Here is a 15,447-nt window from a genome sequence, read left to right as displayed (position 1 = left end):
GGGAGGCCCGTGGTGCGTCCGCCTGACGGCCGTCAGTGGACGCGGGTCGCCTTCGCGAGCGCGGAGCGGGTGCCGCCGGTCAGGTGCACCAGCACCGGGACCTGGCGACCGAGGGTGCGGTCGAGGACCGCGACGGCACGGTCCACGGCGTCGAGCACGGAGACCGCGTCGCCGCCGCGGCGGACCGCGACTCGGATCCGTGCGGCACGCTGCCGACGGACGAGGTAGGTGTCGACACGGGAGCCGACGACGTCGCGGACACCGGCGAGCTCGTGCTCGACGACGTCGCGGACGAGGGCGACGTTCACCGTGACGCTGTCGTCGCCCGAGCGTTCGCGGACGGCGACGGAGGTCCCGCCGCCACCGCGCGTGAACACCCAGACGAGGGCGAGCACGATCACGACGGCACAGGCGACGGCGACGATCCAGAGCGAGGACGCGGGGATGTCGACGTTGCGCGGCAGTTCGACGTACGGGTCGGCTGCGTCCTGGACGGCGGGCAGGACACCCGCGCCGATCGTGAGGCCGACCAACACGGCGACGAGCCCGAGGATGAAGAGGAAGATCCGGTTCAGGGTCCGGTTGCTCTTGGTCATGCGAGGGTTCCCTTCTCCTCGACGCGGACGCGGACGTTCTGGCCGAATCGCTCGTCGAGGCCGCTGAGGCGCTCGCGCACCGCGTCACGGACGAGCTGCTCGTCGACCGGGATCCCGGTCACGGGCACGATGCGGACGTCGGTCCGACGGCCGCGGGCGGTGGCCGAGGCGTTGCCCTCGGGGACGCCGGCGGCGGTGCCGGCCGCGTTCGCTGCGGTCGAGGCGACGATCCGGGTGTCGATGACGACGGCCCCGTGTTCGTGCTCGACGACCGAGCGGTGCTGACGACCCGGCTTGAGGGCGAGGACGATCAGCACGACGCCCAGGACCACGAGCACGACGGCGATGACCTCGGCGATCGTGATGAAGGCGGCGTCCGGCCGGAGTGCGGCGTCGACCGCGGTCTGCGGGTCTGCGACGAGCGGGGGCCGGCCGACCGCCCGCAGGACCGACTCGGTACCGACCCAGGCGGCGACCAGGGCGAGCACCACCAGCGCCACCGCCACTGCGGTCGAGCGGGAGCGGTGCACGCTCCGGCGACGGATGCGTCGTTCGACGGAACCGTTGCTCATGATGGTCTCCTACCGGGTTCGGGACTCGCGCTCGCGCACGATCCCGGTGAGTTCGATGTGGGCACTGCCGACGCGACGGCCGGTGAGCTCGCTCACGCGGTGCTTCACCTCGTCGGCGACGCGGGCCGTGCGGGCGACGAGGTCGTCGCCCGCGGCGATCGGGCCGGTGACGTCGAGTGCGATCGCGCCGGACGCGTCTCCGAGTCCGACCCTGACCCGCTTGGCGGGGGCGCCGAGCCGTTCGGCTGCGACGGCCCGCGCCAGCGAGGTCAGTGCACGAGCGGTGATCTCGACGCGGCCCGGGACGTCCGGGCCGGCGTTCACCGGGAGCTCCGGCGCCCGGTCAGCACGTCGGTCAGGGCGCCGCGGTCGATCTTGCCGGTGGCCAGCGCGGCCACGAGGGCGCCGACGGCACCGAACACGACCACGAGCACGAAGCCCCAGAAACCGAACTGCAGTGCGACGACCGCGAGGACGGCGCCGATGAGGGCGCCGATCAGTGTGTTGCTCATGCGACTCGCGCTTCCTTCTTCTCGTCGTCGGCGTCGTCGTCACCCGGGATGAAGACGTCCTGGACGGTCACGTTGACCTCGGCGACCTCCATGCCGACGATCTGCTCGAGTGCGCGGGAGACGCCGGAGCGGACGCCCTCGGCGACCTGCTGGAGCGCGACCGGGTACTCGGCGACGATCACGATGTCGGCTGCGATCTGCTTCTCGCCGACCTCGACCTTGACGCCCTGGCCGAAGTCACGCTGGCCGATGGCATCGCGCAGGGCACCGATCGCGCGGGCTGCGCCGTTGCCGAGCGAGTGCACGCCGCTGACCTCGCGGGCGGCGATGCCGGCGACCTTCGAGACGACCGCGTCGTCGATGACGGTCTTGCCGGTGACCGCTCCGGTGGCCGTGGCGACCGTGGTCGCGCGGGCCGTCGATGCGACGGTGGTGGGGGTGGTGGTCGTGGTGTCAGCCATTGTCGTTCCTTCCGATGTCCCGCCGGGTGATCCCAGCGGTTGCTGTTCACGGATGAGACGGGCTCCACCAGAGATTCGTCACACACGACTTTCCGGATGCGGGAGAAATCCAGGAACTCCCGGAAACAAGGGGATCTGGCTGTACCCCCTGGGGGTTCACTCAGTCGGCGTCGCGGGTTCCGGCCGTCGCGTTGCGTTCGGCAGCGGCCCGGAATGCCCGCAGACAGGCCATCGGGGACTCGTCGCGTTCCTCGCGGAAGAGCTGTTGCAGGCGCCGTGGCAGGACCCCGGCCGCGTCGGCGATGTCCTGCAGTGTGGGGTCCTCGGCGGCGTGCTCCTCGATGAACGCCACCGCGCGACGGACACGCCACGAGGACCGGCCAGCGTCGGGTCGCGCCGACAGCGACGCACGCCGGGTGGTGGCAGGGTCCTCGCCGAACCGCTCGCGGTACGCGGTGGCGAATCGTCCGGGGTTCGTGAAGCCCCAGCGTCGGGCGATCACGGCGACGCCGTCGGTGCCCCTGGTCCGGTCGTGGTCGGGCCGGTCGTCGGCACGCAGGAGCTCGCTGCGGACGCGGTCGAGTCGGTGCTCCCGCAGGAACCGGTGCGGCGTCGAGTCGAGCGTCCGCGCGAACACGTCCTGCAGCCCGCGCTGACTGAGCCCGCAGGCCGCGGCGATGTCCGACACCGACGGACGGTCGGCCGCGTGCAGTTCGACGTACCGGATCGCGTCCCGGAGGCGGTTCGCCACGGGGACGTCGGTCCCGCGGTTCCGGATCGGGAAGGTGTCGAGGACCACGATCGCCAGCCGACGGTTCAGCGCGGTCCGCATCGGCCCGACCACGCGCTCGTCGACGAGCGCCGGGCCGAGTTCCCCGATCAGGTGGCGCAAGGGGCCGCGCCGGGCGATGACCTCGTCCTGCTGCTCGAACAGCAGCGGCCCGTCCGGCAGCCGGTACCCGAGGTCCCGTCCGACCTCGCGCAGGAACCGGTCCGCGACGTGGACGCCGTTGTAGACCGTCCCGGTGGACTCGAAGCGGTAGGCCTCGGAGGCGCTGGCGATGTACGGGCTGCCCGGCTCCACGACCCGCGTGCGGTCGGCGAAGTGCATCTCCAGCCGGCCCTTCGTGAGCCAGAACACCACGTGGTCGTCGCGCGGACCGATCACCCCGCCGCGGCGTCCGCCCTCGGCCCGCATGGTCCGGAGCGACAGGTCGTCGTCGCCGACCACGGTGTACTCGTACCGGGCGTCCTCCGTCGCGTACGTCTCCGAGGCGAACTCGGACCCGTGGTACTCGGCCTCGAAGATGTCCGAGTAGTCGGAACCGTCGCTGTCGGCGAACCGCAGCTTGCGGAAGCCGTTCGTCGCCGGGTCGGTCATGGTCGGAATCATGACACCGCCGACCCGGCGGAGTGAATACCCGCGTTCGTGCAGGGTTCGCTCGACTCGAGGGAATACCCTAGGGGGGTACCGTATTGAGGACCGTGGAGGCCAGCATGCACGAACACGTCGGGTACATCGGCGACAAGGACGACCTGCTCAAGCGGCTCCGTCGCGCCGAGGGGCAGGTGCGTGGCATCGCGCGGATGGTCGAGGACGAGACGTACTGCATCGACGTCCTGACCCAGATCTCCGCGGCGAACCGGGCGCTCGAACGCGTCGCACTGTCACTCCTCCAGGACCACCTGTCGCACTGCGTCGCCGAGGCCGTCGCCGAGGGTGGCGACGCCGCTCACGAGAAGGTGCGCGAGGCGAGCGAGGCCATCGCCCGACTCGTCCGCTCCTGACCACCACCACCCAGAGGGAGACCCCATGACCACCGAACTGCTGCTCGTCGAGGGCATGACCTGCGACCACTGCGTGATGAGCGTCACCGAGGAACTCACCGAGGTCGACGGGGTGTCGGACGTCGCCGTCCGCCTCGTCCCCGGCGGAGCGTCCGAGGTGACCGTGACGACCGAGGCCGCCGTCGAGCCCTCCGCCCTGCACGGTGCGGTGTCCGAGGCCGGCTACGAGGTGGTGCCGTCGTGACGGACGGGATCGTCGAGCTCGACATCACCGGGATGACCTGCGCCTCGTGCGCGAACCGCATCGAACGGAAGCTCGGCAAGCTGCCGGGGGTCACCGCGACGGTGAACTACGCCACCGAGAAGGCGCAGGTGCAGGTCACCGCTGACGGCCCGGCGGACCCGGCAGCTCTCATCGCCGCCGTCGAGTCCGCGGGGTACGGCGCGACCGTGCCCGCCCCGCCGGCTGACGAGACGACGGCCGAGCCGGACGCCGAGGACCCGTCGAGCGCGCTGCGCCGTCGACTCCTCGTGTCCACCGTGCTCGCGGTGCCCGTCGTCCTGCTCTCGATGATCCCCGCCCTGCAGTTCCCGAACTGGCAGTGGCTCGCCCTGACCCTCGCGGCACCCGTCGCGGTCTGGGGAGCACTACCGTTCCACCGTGCCGCGTGGGTGAACGCCCGGCACGGAGCCGCCACGATGGACACCCTCGTGAGCGTCGGCGTGCTCGCCGCGTTCGGGTGGTCCCTCTACGCCCTGTTCTTCGGCGACGCCGGCACGACCGGCATGCACATGACCTTCTCGTGGATCGCGACCGACCCCGAGGCGACCGACCTGTACCTCGAGGTCGCCGCGGCCGTGACGGTGTTCATCCTCGCCGGCCGGTACATGGAGGCGCGGGCGAAGCAGCAGTCCGGTGCCGCGCTCCGTGCCCTGCTCGAACTCGGTGCGAAGGGCGCGACCGTCCTGCGCGACGGCGTCGAACACCGGGTGGCGGCATCGTCGCTCGTCGTGGGGGACGTCGTCGTCGTCCGACCGGGGGAGCGGATCCCGAGCGACGGTCTCGTGCAGGACGGCTCGTCGGCCGTCGACCTCAGCATGCTCACCGGCGAGTCCGTGCCCGTCGAGGTCGGCCCCGGAGACCGCGTCACGGGTGCCACGATCAACGTCGGCGGCCGTCTCGTCGTCGGCATCACCCGCGTCGGCGCCGACACGGAGCTCGCCCGGATGGGGCGCCTCGTCGAGGACGCGCAGACGGGCAAGGCCGAGGTGCAACGCCTCGCCGACCGGGTCTCCGGCGTCTTCGTCCCGATCGTCATCGGGCTCGCCGCCCTGGCCTTCGTCGGCTGGCTCGTGCTCGGCGGCTCCGTGACCGCGGCGTTCACCGCGGCCGTCGCGACCCTGATCATCGCCTGCCCGTGCGCCCTCGGACTCGCCACGCCCACCGCACTGCTCGTCGGGACCGGTCGCGGCTCGCAGCTCGGCATCTTGATCGGCGGTCCGCAGGTCCTCGAACGGACCCGCGGCGTCGACACGATCGTCCTCGACAAGACCGGCACCGTCACCACGGGATCGATGACCCTGCGCTCGGTGACGGCGGTCGACGAGAGCGAGGACGCGGTCCTCCGCCTCGCCGCCGCCGTCGAGCACGGTTCGGAACACCCCGTCGCACGCGCGGTGGTGCGGGCAGCGACGGCCAGACACCTCGACGTCCCCACCGCGGAGCAGTTCGAGTCCACCGCCGGTGCCGGTGTGCGAGCGATCGTGGACGGCGACGTGGTCCTCGTCGGCGGCACCCGCTGGCTGGCGTCCTCGTGGGCGATCGCCCTGACCGCCGAGACCGAGGCCGCCGTCGACCGTGCCGAGGCCGACGGGGCCACCGCGGTCGTCGTCGCCCGGAACGGCAGCGCCCTCGGCGTGGTCGTCGTCGGCGACACAGTGAAGCCCGAGGCCGCCGATGCGATCGCCCGCTTCCGGGCGCTCGGGCTGCACCCCGTGCTGCTCACCGGCGACAACGACGGCGCGGCGCGCACCGTGGCCGAGCAGGTCGGGATCGACGAGGTGCACGCTCGGGCCACCCCCGCGTCGAAGCTCGACACCGTCCGCCGACTGCAGGCCGAGGGCAAGACCGTGGCGATGGTCGGCGACGGCGTGAACGACGCCGCGGCGCTCGCCGCCGCCGATCTCGGCATCGCGATGGGTGCCGGCACGGACGCGGCGATCGCGGCGAGCGACATCACCGTGGTCAGCGGACAGCTCACCGTGGTGGCCGACGCGATCCGGCTGTCCCGTGCGACCCTCCGCACCATCAAGGGCAACCTCTTCTGGGCGTTCGCGTACAACGTCGCGGCCATCCCGCTCGCGATGGCCGGGCTCCTCAACCCGGTGCTCGCCGGTGCGGCCATGGCCTTCTCGTCGGTCTTCGTCGTGACGAACAGCCTGCGCCTCCGTCGTTTCGCACCACGGCCCTGAACGCGCCCGCCCGGAGGCGTGACGCGCGCAGCGAACGCGAGCCGCGCCTCCCGACCGACGGTGCGCACCACGCTGCCAACAGCACTACGCTCGAAGGCGGTCCGCGACGCACTGGTGCGGTGACCTGCGGGCTGTACGTCTCGAACGTGATCCCCAGGAGGACCGAAGTGACCGAATCCGCTCCCGTCGACCCCACATCGACCGAAGGCTGGAAGAAGCTCGACGCCATCGCCGCCGACTTCACCCCTGACCTGCGCGGGTGGTTCGACAGCGACCCCGGCCGTGCCGAGCAGTACACGTTCCAGGCCGCCGACCTGACCGTGGACCTGTCGAAGGGCCTCATCACCGAGGACATCCTCGCCGCCCTGCTGCAGGTCGCGAAGGACACCGGCGTCGCCGAGCGCTTCCAGGCGATGATCGCCGGTGAGCACATCAACGTCACCGAGGACCGCGCCGTCCTGCACACCGCGCTCCGTCGCCCGAAGGCGACCGAGGGACTCGTGCCGGCTGCCCCGCTGACCGTCGACGGCCAGGACGTCGACGCCGACGTGCACGCCACCCTCGAGAAGGTCTACGCGTTCGCGTCGCAGGTGCGCGACGGCTCGTGGACCGGTGTCACCGGGAAGCGCATCGAGACCGTCGTCAACATCGGCATCGGCGGATCGGACCTCGGCCCGGTCATGGTCTACGAGGCCCTCAAGCCGTACGTGCAGCCCGGCCTCGAGGCCCGCTTCGTGTCGAACATCGACCCGGCCGACATCTACGAGAAGACCGTGGACCTCGACCCCGAGACCACGCTGTTCATCGTCGCGTCGAAGACCTTCGGCACGCTCGAGACCCTGACCAACGCGCGCCTCGCACGCCAGTGGCTGTGGGAGCGCCTCGGCCTCACCGACGCCGGCGACGCCGAGAAGAAGGACGCCGTCGCGAAGCACTTCGTCGCCGTGTCCACCGCCCTCGACAAGGTCGAGGCCTTCGGCATCGACCCCGAGAACGCCTTCGGGTTCTGGGACTGGGTGGGCGGCCGCTACTCGGTCGACTCGGCGATCGGCACGAGCGTCATCGTCGCGATCGGACAGGAGAACTGGGAGCAGTTCCTCGCCGGCTTCCACGCCATCGACGAGCACGTCCGCACCACGCCGCTCGAGCAGAACGTCCCCGTCCTGATGGGCCTGCTCAACGTCTGGTACACGAACTTCCTCGGTGCCCAGAGCCACGCGGTCCTGCCGTACACGCAGTACCTGCACCGCTTCGCCGCGTACCTGCAGCAGCTCACCATGGAGTCGAACGGCAAGCGCGTCCGCTGGGACGGCTCGCCCGTCACCACCGAGACCGGCGAGGTCTTCTGGGGTGAGCCCGGCACGAACGGCCAGCACGCGTTCTACCAGCTCATTCACCAGGGCACGCGCCTGATCCCGGCCGACTTCATCACGGTCGCGAACCCGGCCCGTCCGCTCAAGGACGAGACCGGTGACGGCAAGGGCGTCGCGCCCGGCACCGACGTGCACACGCTCTTCCTGGCGAACTTCTTCGCGCAGACGAAGGCGCTGGCGTTCGGCAAGAGTGCCGACGAGGTCCGCGCCGAGGGCACCATCGACGAGGGCATCGTCGCGGCGCGCACCTTCCCGGGCAACAAGCCGACGACGTCGATCCTGGCGCCGGAGCTCACCCCGAGCGTGCTCGGTCAGCTCATCGCCCTCTACGAGCACATCGTGTTCACCGAGGGCACGATCTGGGGCATCGACTCGTTCGACCAGTGGGGTGTGGAGCTCGGCAAGCAGCTGGCGCTGCAGGTCACGCCGGCGGTCGAGGGCGACCAGGCCGCGCTCGACGCGCAGGACGCCTCGACCAAGGCGCTCATCGCGAAGTACCTGGAGCTGCGCAAGTAGCGAGGTACCCACCTGACGGACGGGAGGCCCGTGGCGGATCCGCCACGGGCCTCCCGTCCGTCTTGTGCGTGCGCGGGCCGCGGGGCGGGCGCGGGCGGGGCGCGGGCGGGCGCGCGGCGGCGCGGGCGGGCTTGGGCGGTCCTCGCGCTGAGCGACAGTTCACGCGTGGCGCGGCCCGTGAGGTGTCGCTCAGCGCGAAACGTCGCGGGCGGCGCAGCGCGGCCGCGCGCTCAGCGGCCGAGCGGGTCCAGGTTGAGCGTCGTTCCCTCGTACAGGTGCTGGTCCGTGCCGAACACCTGCAGGCCCTCGTTGAGCCAGACGAGCGCGCGCACGCTGATGCCGAAGCGCGCAGCGACGTCCCCGATGAGGTCGTCCGGCGCGACCGTGTACGACCTCGGCGCCCCGCCAGCCGTCGTCGCCGTCACCGGACCGGTCGCGTTCGCCCGGGCACCGGCATCCTTCGGGTGCACGTTCGTCTGCCGCGCAGGGACGGACCACCGCACGGTCGTCACCGCGAGGACCTTGTCCGCCCCGATCTCGACCGGGACCTCCTGACCCGGAGCCGCCGCCGAGTAGGTCACGAGCGTGGTGAGGTGCGACGGATCGACCCCGGAGCCGCTCAGGGGGACGTCGACCGAGGTCGCCGTGCTGGTCGCTCCGCCGAGCGTCCGGTCGCCCACACCGTGGTAGGTCAGACCGTCGCCGACCGCGCGCGGCAGGTCGAACAGGCCGACCCCGACCGGTACCGGCAGGGTCGAGGTGAAGCCGGAGTACTGCGCGGTGAAGGTGTCGTCCCCCGCTGCCACCATGCGGAAGTGGAAGTGCACGCTGCCCTTCGGGGACGCGACGTCACCCTGGGCCAGGACGGTTCCGGCGGGGATCGGCGTCAGCGTCGGCGCCGGAGCCGCTGACTCGGTGGGCTCCGGGGTCGGTGTGCGGGGGTGCGCCGAGGACTTGAGGAGGTCGCCTTCCCGATCACCGTCGGGCGTCGGTGTCGGGGTGGGAGTCGCGGAGTGCGTCGTCGCGGGGGTGGAGGGCGCGGGCAGCGCTCCGTCGGGTCCGCGCAGCAGCGAGCATCCCGACAGCACCACGGCGGCCACCGCGACGACACCGATCGCCAGCGTCCGGTTCATGATTCCCCCTCAGCTCGATGCTAACCGCGGAGCATCCTCGAGGCGAACGCCGTCCTTCCTGCGTGTGTCCGCGGACGTACCGAAGATCCTCCGTCGTCAACGACGAGTGATACCATCGGTATCAACGAGAGCAGGTGGTCATGGGCGTCAGGGCGGTCCCCGGGCGACGCAGTGGGTCGGACCCCCGTCGACCCGACACGGAAGCCGTCGTGCGCGCGTTGGCCGGTCGGACCGACAGTGCGCCCGCGACCGTCCGTGCGGCGGTCGAGCACGTCCTGCACAGTCGTGAGCAGCAACACCACGCCGAGATGGAACTGCGGCGCGGGATCTTCAAGCTCGCCGACCTCGGCGTCCCGCAGCGCGAGATCGCGAAGCTCGCCGGGATCTCCCAGCCCGAGGTCTCGCGGCGGCTCTCCCGCCGGACCCTGACCACGAAGCGGCCGTCTCCGCGTGAGGTCATCTCCCGGCGCGAGGGCGGCCAGATCGACTCGGAGACGATGCTGCGCGAGCTGTCGTCGATGGCGTTGACGCACCGCACCCCGAAGCGTGGTGCGGCGTTCGACGGTGCCGCCTCGGCCACCGGCACCACCAAGGAACTCGCGGCGGCGTTCCAGGACGGCCTCCTGTCCGAGCTCGAGTACGAGACCGTCCGCCGGGCGATCGCCGAACGGCAGACCCGCAAGCGCACCCGGTGACGGAGCTCCGCGACCGGGTGGCCGTCGAGCTGGGCCGCGCCCTCCGGGCTGACTCGCTCGACAACCCCTGGTCGGACACGGCAGGTGCGAGCACCAGGATGATCTACGCACCGGACGGCTTCCTGTACGAGGCGAGCCGCCTGCGGTTCCACGAGTCCGTGCTCGAGGAGCACCGCGCGCTGACCCCGTCGCCGGTCACCGACGGCTCGCTCGCCGTGGTGGTGACGGCCGGGCCGCCGGGGTCGGGCAAGTCGACCGCTCTGGAGCGGATGCCGGAGCTGTGCGGGTACCGGTCGATCGACGCCGACGAGTTCAAGGACCCGCTGCTCCTGCGCGCACAGGCGGACGGTCTGGTGGACCGGTGGACGGCTCGCCGACTGGCCGACGACCGGCCGGTGCAGCTCCGTGAGATCGCCGGCTTCGTGCACGCCGAGTCGACCGCCGTTGCCGACACGCTGCGCCGCCGCGCCCTCCGCAACGGTGAGAACGTCGTCGTGCACGGCACCCTGTCGAGCGTGGACTACCTCGACGACCTCCTCGCCGAGCTCGACGACGCCGGGTACGAGAAGCTGCGCATCGTCACCGTGGAGGTCCCGCTCGAGACGGCGATCGCCCAGGCGACCGATCGGTGGTGGAGCGTGCGTGACGCCGCCACGGATCCGCTCGGTGGTCGGTTCGTCCCGGAGGCAGCCATCCGTCGCTACTACCCGACCGGGTCGACCGAGTCGGTGTGCGGCGCGAACGCCCGGGTCCTCGGTGACCGGGCCGCCGACCTCGGCTGGGATGTGTCGATCGTCTGAGCGGTCGCTGGTCATCGCTCGGCGGCCGCGGTCGCCGGTGTCGGTCGGAACGGCTACCGTCGAGGCCATGGAGCGTTCGGAGATCCTCGCCGCGGCTGCCGCCGCGCACGCCGCCCGCATCGCAGAAGAAGGCGGTGACGACGGCGCCGCGCGCGAGCGGGCCGACAGCGTCCGTCGCCGAGCCGACGGCCTCACCGACCGGTACGACACGGTCGAGGGCACGAGCGGCGAGTCCGACGCGCGCGACGCCGCACGGCGGCGTGCGGCCGAGGCCGACCGAGCGGCCTCCCGGACCGAGGGCGTCCTGTCCGACTGGCACCGCATGGGCACGCGACGCGGTGTGACGCCGGACGCTCAGGTGCGCACGGCGTGGACGGTCACCGGGGTGCCCGAACGCGGTGACGCCCGGGCGCTGGCGAACGTCCTGCTCTCGACTGCGGGGCACGCCGGCCGGGTCGCCGATGCCGCGCGACGCAACCCGGCGCTGTCCGGGGCTGCGAGTGCTGCGGCGCGACGAACCGTGCGGCGCTACACCGACCACGGCGCGGAGATGGCCTCCCTCGGCGACGTGCTCGGCGACGGCCCGGCCCCCGGCGATGGCCGTGGCTCTGGCGATGGCCCTGGCCGCGGCCCCGGCGATCGCCGTGACTCTGGCGAAGACTGACCGAGAACTTCCCGCGGACGGACCGGACGTGACCGAGGATGCTCGGGGTACACGGCCGACCGGTCCCGTCATTGGACCGCTCCCGTCCTGATCAGGACTTCTGTGGACCGATCCAAACGTCAGAAAGACAGAATGTCTGTTTGACAGGACATGGATTCGGGTTACGATCACTGGACGCGATGCCGCGCGATCACCGACGAAGGAGTCACCGAATGGTCGACATCAAGCCGACAGCCCCGACTGTCGCACTGCCCCCGATCGGGAACGGACCACACCGCCGCCGCCTCGGCGTCCTGGCCCTCGTCGCCACCTTCGGCGGCCTGCTCTTCGGCTACGACACCGGCGTGATCAACGGCGCACTGCTGCCGATGAAGCAGGAGCTCGGCCTGACGAACCTCACCGAGGGCATCGTCACCAGCTCGCTCCTGTTCGGTGCCGCGATCGGCGCCATGCTCGGCGGCCGCATCGCCGACGGGTGGGGGCGCCGCAAGACGATCATCCTGCTCGCCGTCACGTTCTTCTTCGGCACCCTGATCTGCGTCTTCGCCCCGGTGTTCGGCGTGATGGTGGTCGGCCGCGTGCTCCTCGGCCTGGCGGTCGGTGGTGCATCCACCGTGGTGCCGGTGTTCCTCGCCGAACTCGCCCCCTACGAGATCCGCGGGTCGCTGTCCGGGCGCAACGAACTCATGATCGTGATCGGTCAGCTCGCCGCCTTCGTGGTGAACGCCTTCATCGGGACCATCTGGGGTGAGGGCAACGGTGTCTGGCGCGTCATGCTCGCCGTCTGTGCGCTGCCCGCGATCGCCCTGTTCGTCGGCATGCTGCGTGTGCCCGAGTCGCCACGGTGGCTCGCGTCGAAGGGTCGGTACGACGAAGCCCTCTCGGTGCTGCAGCAGGTCCGCACCGATGAGCGTGCGACCGCCGAGCTCGACGACATCAAGCGCACGAACGAGTTCGAGCAGAAGGTCCAGCAGGTCAGCGGCTGGCGCACCCTGCTCGGCAACAAGTGGCTCATCCGCATCGTGCTCATCGGTGCCGGCCTCGGCGTCGCGCAGCAGCTCACCGGCATCAACTCGATCATGTACTACGGGCAGACCGTGCTCATCGAGTCCGGCTTCCAGGCGTCGGCGGCCCTCATCGCGAACATCGCACCGGGTGTCATCGCCGTGGTGGGTGGCGTCATCGCCATCTACAACATGGAGAAGATCAACCGCCGGACGACCCTGATCATCGGGTTCTCGCTCACGACGCTCTGCCACTTCCTGATCGGCATCGCGTCGGTGGCCCTGCCCGATGGCAACCCGGCCCGCCCGTGGGTGATCCTGTTCCTCGTCGTCGCGTTCGTCGGCTCGATGCAGACCTTCCTCAACATCGCCGTGTGGGTGCTGCTGTCGGAGATCTTCCCGACCCAGATCCGCGCGCTCGGCATGGGCATCTCGGTGTTCTGCCTCTGGATCGCGAACGCGTTCCTCGGGCTCTACTTCCCGACCATCGTCGCCGCGACCGGCATCACGGGCACGTTCTTCGGCTTCGCGGTCGTCGGGGTCCTGGCGCTGCTCTTCATCTGGAAGTTCGTCCCGGAGAGCCGCGGTCGCACCCTCGAAGAAGTCGAAGAGGGCGTCACCACCGGCAACATCTTCACCGTCCCGCAGAAGGCGTCGCGCGGCTAGGTCGCGCACGTGGCGCGGTGATCGCGCGCACGGACGGACGGGAGGCCCGGTGCCAGCTGGCACCGGGCCTCCAGTCCGTTCGGTGGTCGCGCTACGGGCGCAGGAGCACCTTGCCGACGCGGCCGGCGGTGTCCGAGGCGCGCACCGCGTCACGGACGTCCTCGAAGGCGAAGGTCTCCGCGACGGGGAGCGTCAGCGAACCGTCGAGCACGCGGGTGATGAGCTCGCCGAAGAGCTGGCCCTTCGTCTCGGCCGGCATCGTCTTGCTGACGACGCTGCCCCAGAAGCCCTTCACGGTGAGCTGGCCGAAGATGACCTTGCCCGACGGGATCTCGAGCGTGGGCGAGGCCATCGCGCCGAAGACGACGAGCGTGGCGTTCTCGCCCAGGACGCTGGCGATGTCGCCCGCTGCCTTGCCGCCGACGGACTCGACGCCGGCGACGATCGGGGCGCCTCCGGTGATCGCGGCGACCTGGTCCGTCCAGTCGTCCGCGTCGGTGGCGACGATGCGCTCGATGCCCTGCTCGCGGAGCTCCTCGACACCGGCGGCGCGACGCACCAGGCCGATGACGTTGATGCCGCGGGCCGCGCCGAGCTGGGCGACCATGCGGCCCACCGCACCGTTGGCGGCGTTCTGGATCAGCCAGTCGCCCTCCTGCAGGTCGAGCGAGTGCAGCAGGCTGATCGCGCTGAACGGCATCGAGACGAGCTGTGCTGCGGCCTCGTCCGTCATGGCGTCCGGCACCGGCACGAGCCCGGCAGCGTTCGCGGTGTAGTACTCGGCCCAGACCCCGAAGGCACCGCCGGCGACGCGCTGGCCGACCTGCAGGTTCGTGACGCCCTCGCCGAGTGCCTCGACGACGCCGAGTGCCTCGGTACCGGACGCTGCGGGCAGCTCGGGCTTGAAGCCGTAGGTGCCGCGGACGGTCCAGAGGTCGTGGTTGTGGATGGGGGAGAGGACCGTGCGCACGAGGACCTCGCCGGAGCCGGGCGTCGGGACGGGGCGCTCCTGCACCTCGAGGACGTCGGCGGGCTCGGCGAAGGTCTCGTGGACGACGGCGCGCATGGTGGTGGGGGTGGTGCTCATGGGTCAGTCCTCCGAGACGACGATGGTGACGTCGATGTTGCCGCGGGTCGCGTTCGAGTACGGGCAGACCTGGTGTGCGGCGTCGGCGAGTGCCTGCGCCTGGTCGTGCTCGAGGCCCGGGATGACGACCTCGAGCATGACGGCGAGCTGGTAGCCGCCGTTGCCGTTCGGGCCGATCTGCACGCGGCCACCGACGGACGAGTCGGTGATCTTCACCTTCTGGCTGCGGGCGACGCCCTGCAGTGCGGAGTGGAAGCAGGCGGCGTACCCGGCGGCGAACAGCTGCTCGGGGTTCGCGCCGTTGCCGGAGCCACCCATCTCCTTCGGGATGGCGAGGTCGAACTCGACCGTGCCGTCGCTCGTGGCGACGTGGCCGTTGCGGCCTTCGCCGGTGGCCAGGGCCTCGGCGGTGTAGAGGGCTTCCATGGGGTTCCTTCCTTGTGGGGCGGATCGTGGTCAGTGGGGTGCGGGCGTGGGCCGCGGGCGCGGGCGGGCGCGGGGCCGTGGGCGCTTTTCGCGCTCAGCGACAGTTCACGGGCGCGCGGCCGCGTGAGGTGTCGGTCAGGGCGAAATGTCGCGCGCGGGAGCCGCGGCGGGCACGGGCGCGGCGGCGGCGTGCATCGTCTCGGTCAGCCGGTGCAGCGTCGCGATGAGGTCGGCGGCAGCACGCTCGTCGGGCAGCCCGGTCCCCGCGGCGATCCGGCCGGGGATGTCGGCGAGCTCGGACCGCAGCGCACGGCCTCGGTCGCCGATGGTCACGGTGACGACGCGCTCGTCGGTGCTGCGGCGCTCGCGGCGGACCAGGTCGGACTGCTCCATGCGGCGGAGCAGGGGCGAGAGTGTGCCGGAGTCGAGCTGCAGGTGGTCCCCGAGGCTCGAGACGCTCTGGTCGCCCTCGATCCACAGGGTGACGAGCACGAGGTACTGCGGGTACGTCAGCCCCCACGGCTCGAGCATCGTGCGGTACGCCTGGGTCGTGGCCCGGGTCGCCGCGTAGAGCGAGAAGCACACCATCTCATCGGTCACGGGCATGACACAAGCATTGCACGCAACCCAGTTGTGCACAACCGATATTCGACGGCGGCAGAGACGGTACCGTTGTGGAACG

18 protein-coding genes are annotated in these 15,447 nt (G+C 71.3%); 8 read left to right on the top strand and 10 right to left on the bottom strand.

The genetic code is table 11. The features are described from left to right. Positions 1 to 32: 32 nt before the first annotated feature. The 6 genes from EDF19_RS16160 to EDF19_RS16135 form a co-directional block, all read right to left on the bottom strand. Positions 33 to 596: a hypothetical protein gene (locus EDF19_RS16160; RefSeq protein WP_123681883.1), complete on the bottom strand. Its 564-nt coding sequence runs from the start codon at positions 594 to 596 to the stop codon at positions 33 to 35. Continuing rightward, a complete protein-coding gene (locus EDF19_RS16155) occupies positions 593 to 1,168 on the bottom strand; it encodes a DUF6286 domain-containing protein (RefSeq protein WP_123681882.1) in 576 nt (191 codons plus the stop codon). Before EDF19_RS16155 ends, EDF19_RS16160 begins: the two co-directional genes overlap by 4 nt. Positions 1,169 to 1,177: 9 nt before the next feature. Continuing rightward, a complete protein-coding gene (locus EDF19_RS16150; protein WP_123681881.1) occupies positions 1,178 to 1,492 on the bottom strand; it encodes a hypothetical protein in 315 nt (104 codons plus the stop codon). After that, the gene (locus EDF19_RS16145) at positions 1,489 to 1,680 is read right to left on the bottom strand and encodes a DUF2273 domain-containing protein (protein WP_123681880.1); all 192 of its coding nucleotides are present in this window, start codon (positions 1,678 to 1,680) and stop codon (positions 1,489 to 1,491) included. Before EDF19_RS16145 ends, EDF19_RS16150 begins: the two co-directional genes overlap by 4 nt. Then, positions 1,677 to 2,141, bottom strand: a complete 465-nt coding sequence (locus EDF19_RS16140) for an Asp23/Gls24 family envelope stress response protein (RefSeq protein WP_123681879.1) — start codon at positions 2,139 to 2,141, stop codon at positions 1,677 to 1,679. The genes EDF19_RS16145 and EDF19_RS16140 overlap by 4 nt, the downstream gene beginning before the upstream one ends. Before the next feature lie 160 nt (positions 2,142 to 2,301). Beyond that, on the bottom strand, positions 2,302 to 3,522 hold the full coding sequence (locus tag EDF19_RS16135) for a helix-turn-helix domain-containing protein (protein ID WP_185022901.1): 1,221 nt from the start codon (positions 3,520 to 3,522) through the stop codon (positions 2,302 to 2,304). A 116-nt stretch (positions 3,523 to 3,638) separates the two neighbouring features. Between EDF19_RS16135 and EDF19_RS16130 the strand changes: the two genes are divergently transcribed. From EDF19_RS16130 to pgi, 4 genes are all read left to right on the top strand, one after another. Next, positions 3,639 to 3,929, top strand: coding sequence for a metal-sensitive transcriptional regulator (locus EDF19_RS16130; protein ID WP_123681982.1), 291 nt, complete (start codon positions 3,639 to 3,641; stop codon positions 3,927 to 3,929). Positions 3,930 to 3,954: 25 nt separating this feature from the next. Further along, a complete protein-coding gene (locus tag EDF19_RS16125) occupies positions 3,955 to 4,173 on the top strand; it encodes a heavy-metal-associated domain-containing protein (protein WP_123681877.1) in 219 nt (72 codons plus the stop codon). Next, positions 4,170 to 6,401: a cation-translocating P-type ATPase gene (locus EDF19_RS16120; RefSeq protein ID WP_123681876.1), complete on the top strand. Its 2,232-nt coding sequence runs from the start codon at positions 4,170 to 4,172 to the stop codon at positions 6,399 to 6,401. The genes EDF19_RS16125 and EDF19_RS16120 overlap by 4 nt, the downstream gene beginning before the upstream one ends. Before the next feature lie 167 nt (positions 6,402 to 6,568). Then, positions 6,569 to 8,290, top strand: a complete 1,722-nt coding sequence (pgi, locus tag EDF19_RS16115; RefSeq protein ID WP_123681875.1) for a glucose-6-phosphate isomerase — start codon at positions 6,569 to 6,571, stop codon at positions 8,288 to 8,290. Positions 8,291 to 8,520: 230 nt separating this feature from the next. Here pgi and EDF19_RS16110 read toward each other — a convergent pair whose 3' ends face one another. Then, positions 8,521 to 9,423, bottom strand: coding sequence for a LysM domain-containing protein (locus EDF19_RS16110; protein WP_123681874.1), 903 nt, complete (start codon positions 9,421 to 9,423; stop codon positions 8,521 to 8,523). A 209-nt stretch (positions 9,424 to 9,632) separates the two neighbouring features. Here EDF19_RS16110 and EDF19_RS16105 point away from each other — a divergent pair, with 209 nt between their 5' ends. From EDF19_RS16105 to EDF19_RS16090, 4 genes are all read left to right on the top strand, one after another. Next, complete coding sequence (locus EDF19_RS16105) at positions 9,633 to 10,118, top strand: hypothetical protein (protein ID WP_148071125.1); 486 nt, start codon at positions 9,633 to 9,635, stop codon at positions 10,116 to 10,118. Then, entirely contained in the window at positions 10,115 to 10,918 is an 804-nt protein-coding gene (locus EDF19_RS16100; RefSeq protein ID WP_123681872.1) for a zeta toxin family protein, read from the top strand. The genes EDF19_RS16105 and EDF19_RS16100 overlap by 4 nt, the downstream gene beginning before the upstream one ends. A 67-nt stretch (positions 10,919 to 10,985) precedes the next feature. Next, positions 10,986 to 11,582 carry a hypothetical protein gene (locus tag EDF19_RS16095; RefSeq protein WP_123681871.1) on the top strand — a complete coding sequence of 199 codons (597 nt, stop codon included), beginning with the start codon at positions 10,986 to 10,988 and terminating at the stop codon, positions 11,580 to 11,582. 212 nt (positions 11,583 to 11,794) lie between these two features. After that, entirely contained in the window at positions 11,795 to 13,252 is a 1,458-nt protein-coding gene (locus tag EDF19_RS16090) for a sugar porter family MFS transporter (protein WP_123681870.1), read from the top strand. Positions 13,253 to 13,343: 91 nt separating this feature from the next. Here EDF19_RS16090 and EDF19_RS16085 read toward each other — a convergent pair whose 3' ends face one another. The 3 genes from EDF19_RS16085 to EDF19_RS16075 all read right to left on the bottom strand — a co-directional run bounded on the left by EDF19_RS16085 (position 13,344) and on the right by EDF19_RS16075 (position 15,371). Beyond that, positions 13,344 to 14,318: a zinc-binding dehydrogenase gene (locus EDF19_RS16085; RefSeq protein WP_123681981.1), complete on the bottom strand. Its 975-nt coding sequence runs from the start codon at positions 14,316 to 14,318 to the stop codon at positions 13,344 to 13,346. Between the two features lie 24 nt (positions 14,319 to 14,342). Then, positions 14,343 to 14,765: an organic hydroperoxide resistance protein gene (locus EDF19_RS16080; protein WP_017885422.1), complete on the bottom strand. Its 423-nt coding sequence runs from the start codon at positions 14,763 to 14,765 to the stop codon at positions 14,343 to 14,345. Between the two features lie 135 nt (positions 14,766 to 14,900). Further along, on the bottom strand, positions 14,901 to 15,371 hold the full coding sequence (locus EDF19_RS16075) for a MarR family winged helix-turn-helix transcriptional regulator (RefSeq protein ID WP_185022900.1): 471 nt from the start codon (positions 15,369 to 15,371) through the stop codon (positions 14,901 to 14,903). Positions 15,372 to 15,447 lie beyond the last annotated feature (76 nt).

The organism is Curtobacterium sp. PhB115 (assembly GCF_003752025.1).
Classification (GTDB): Bacteria; Actinomycetota; Actinomycetes; order Actinomycetales; family Microbacteriaceae; genus Curtobacterium.
Note: the sequence above shows the minus strand (reverse complement) of the source record. Positions and strands in the feature narration are given on the sequence as shown.

What these genes read in the sequence shown, in the direction of transcription:
- EDF19_RS16160 (WP_123681883.1), bottom strand. Translation starts at nt 596, where the DNA reads ATGACCAAGAGCAACCGGACCCTGAACCGGATCTTCCTCTTCATCCTC.
- EDF19_RS16155 (WP_123681882.1), bottom strand. Translation starts at nt 1,168, where the DNA reads ATGAGCAACGGTTCCGTCGAACGACGCATCCGTCGCCGGAGCGTGCAC.
- EDF19_RS16145 (WP_123681880.1), bottom strand. Translation starts at nt 1,680, where the DNA reads ATGAGCAACACACTGATCGGCGCCCTCATCGGCGCCGTCCTCGCGGTC.
- EDF19_RS16140 (WP_123681879.1), bottom strand. Translation starts at nt 2,141, where the DNA reads ATGGCTGACACCACGACCACCACCCCCACCACCGTCGCATCGACGGCC.
- EDF19_RS16135 (WP_185022901.1), bottom strand. Translation starts at nt 3,522, where the DNA reads ATGACCGACCCGGCGACGAACGGCTTCCGCAAGCTGCGGTTCGCCGAC.
- EDF19_RS16130 (WP_123681982.1), top strand. Translation starts at nt 3,639, where the DNA reads ATGCACGAACACGTCGGGTACATCGGCGACAAGGACGACCTGCTCAAG.
- EDF19_RS16125 (WP_123681877.1), top strand. Translation starts at nt 3,955, where the DNA reads ATGACCACCGAACTGCTGCTCGTCGAGGGCATGACCTGCGACCACTGC.
- EDF19_RS16110 (WP_123681874.1), bottom strand. Translation starts at nt 9,423, where the DNA reads ATGAACCGGACGCTGGCGATCGGTGTCGTCGCGGTGGCCGCCGTGGTG.
- EDF19_RS16095 (WP_123681871.1), top strand. Translation starts at nt 10,986, where the DNA reads ATGGAGCGTTCGGAGATCCTCGCCGCGGCTGCCGCCGCGCACGCCGCC.
- EDF19_RS16090 (WP_123681870.1), top strand. Translation starts at nt 11,795, where the DNA reads ATGGTCGACATCAAGCCGACAGCCCCGACTGTCGCACTGCCCCCGATC.
- EDF19_RS16085 (WP_123681981.1), bottom strand. Translation starts at nt 14,318, where the DNA reads ATGCGCGCCGTCGTCCACGAGACCTTCGCCGAGCCCGCCGACGTCCTC.
- EDF19_RS16080 (WP_017885422.1), bottom strand. Translation starts at nt 14,765, where the DNA reads ATGGAAGCCCTCTACACCGCCGAGGCCCTGGCCACCGGCGAAGGCCGC.
- EDF19_RS16075 (WP_185022900.1), bottom strand. Translation starts at nt 15,371, where the DNA reads ATGCCCGTGACCGATGAGATGGTGTGCTTCTCGCTCTACGCGGCGACC.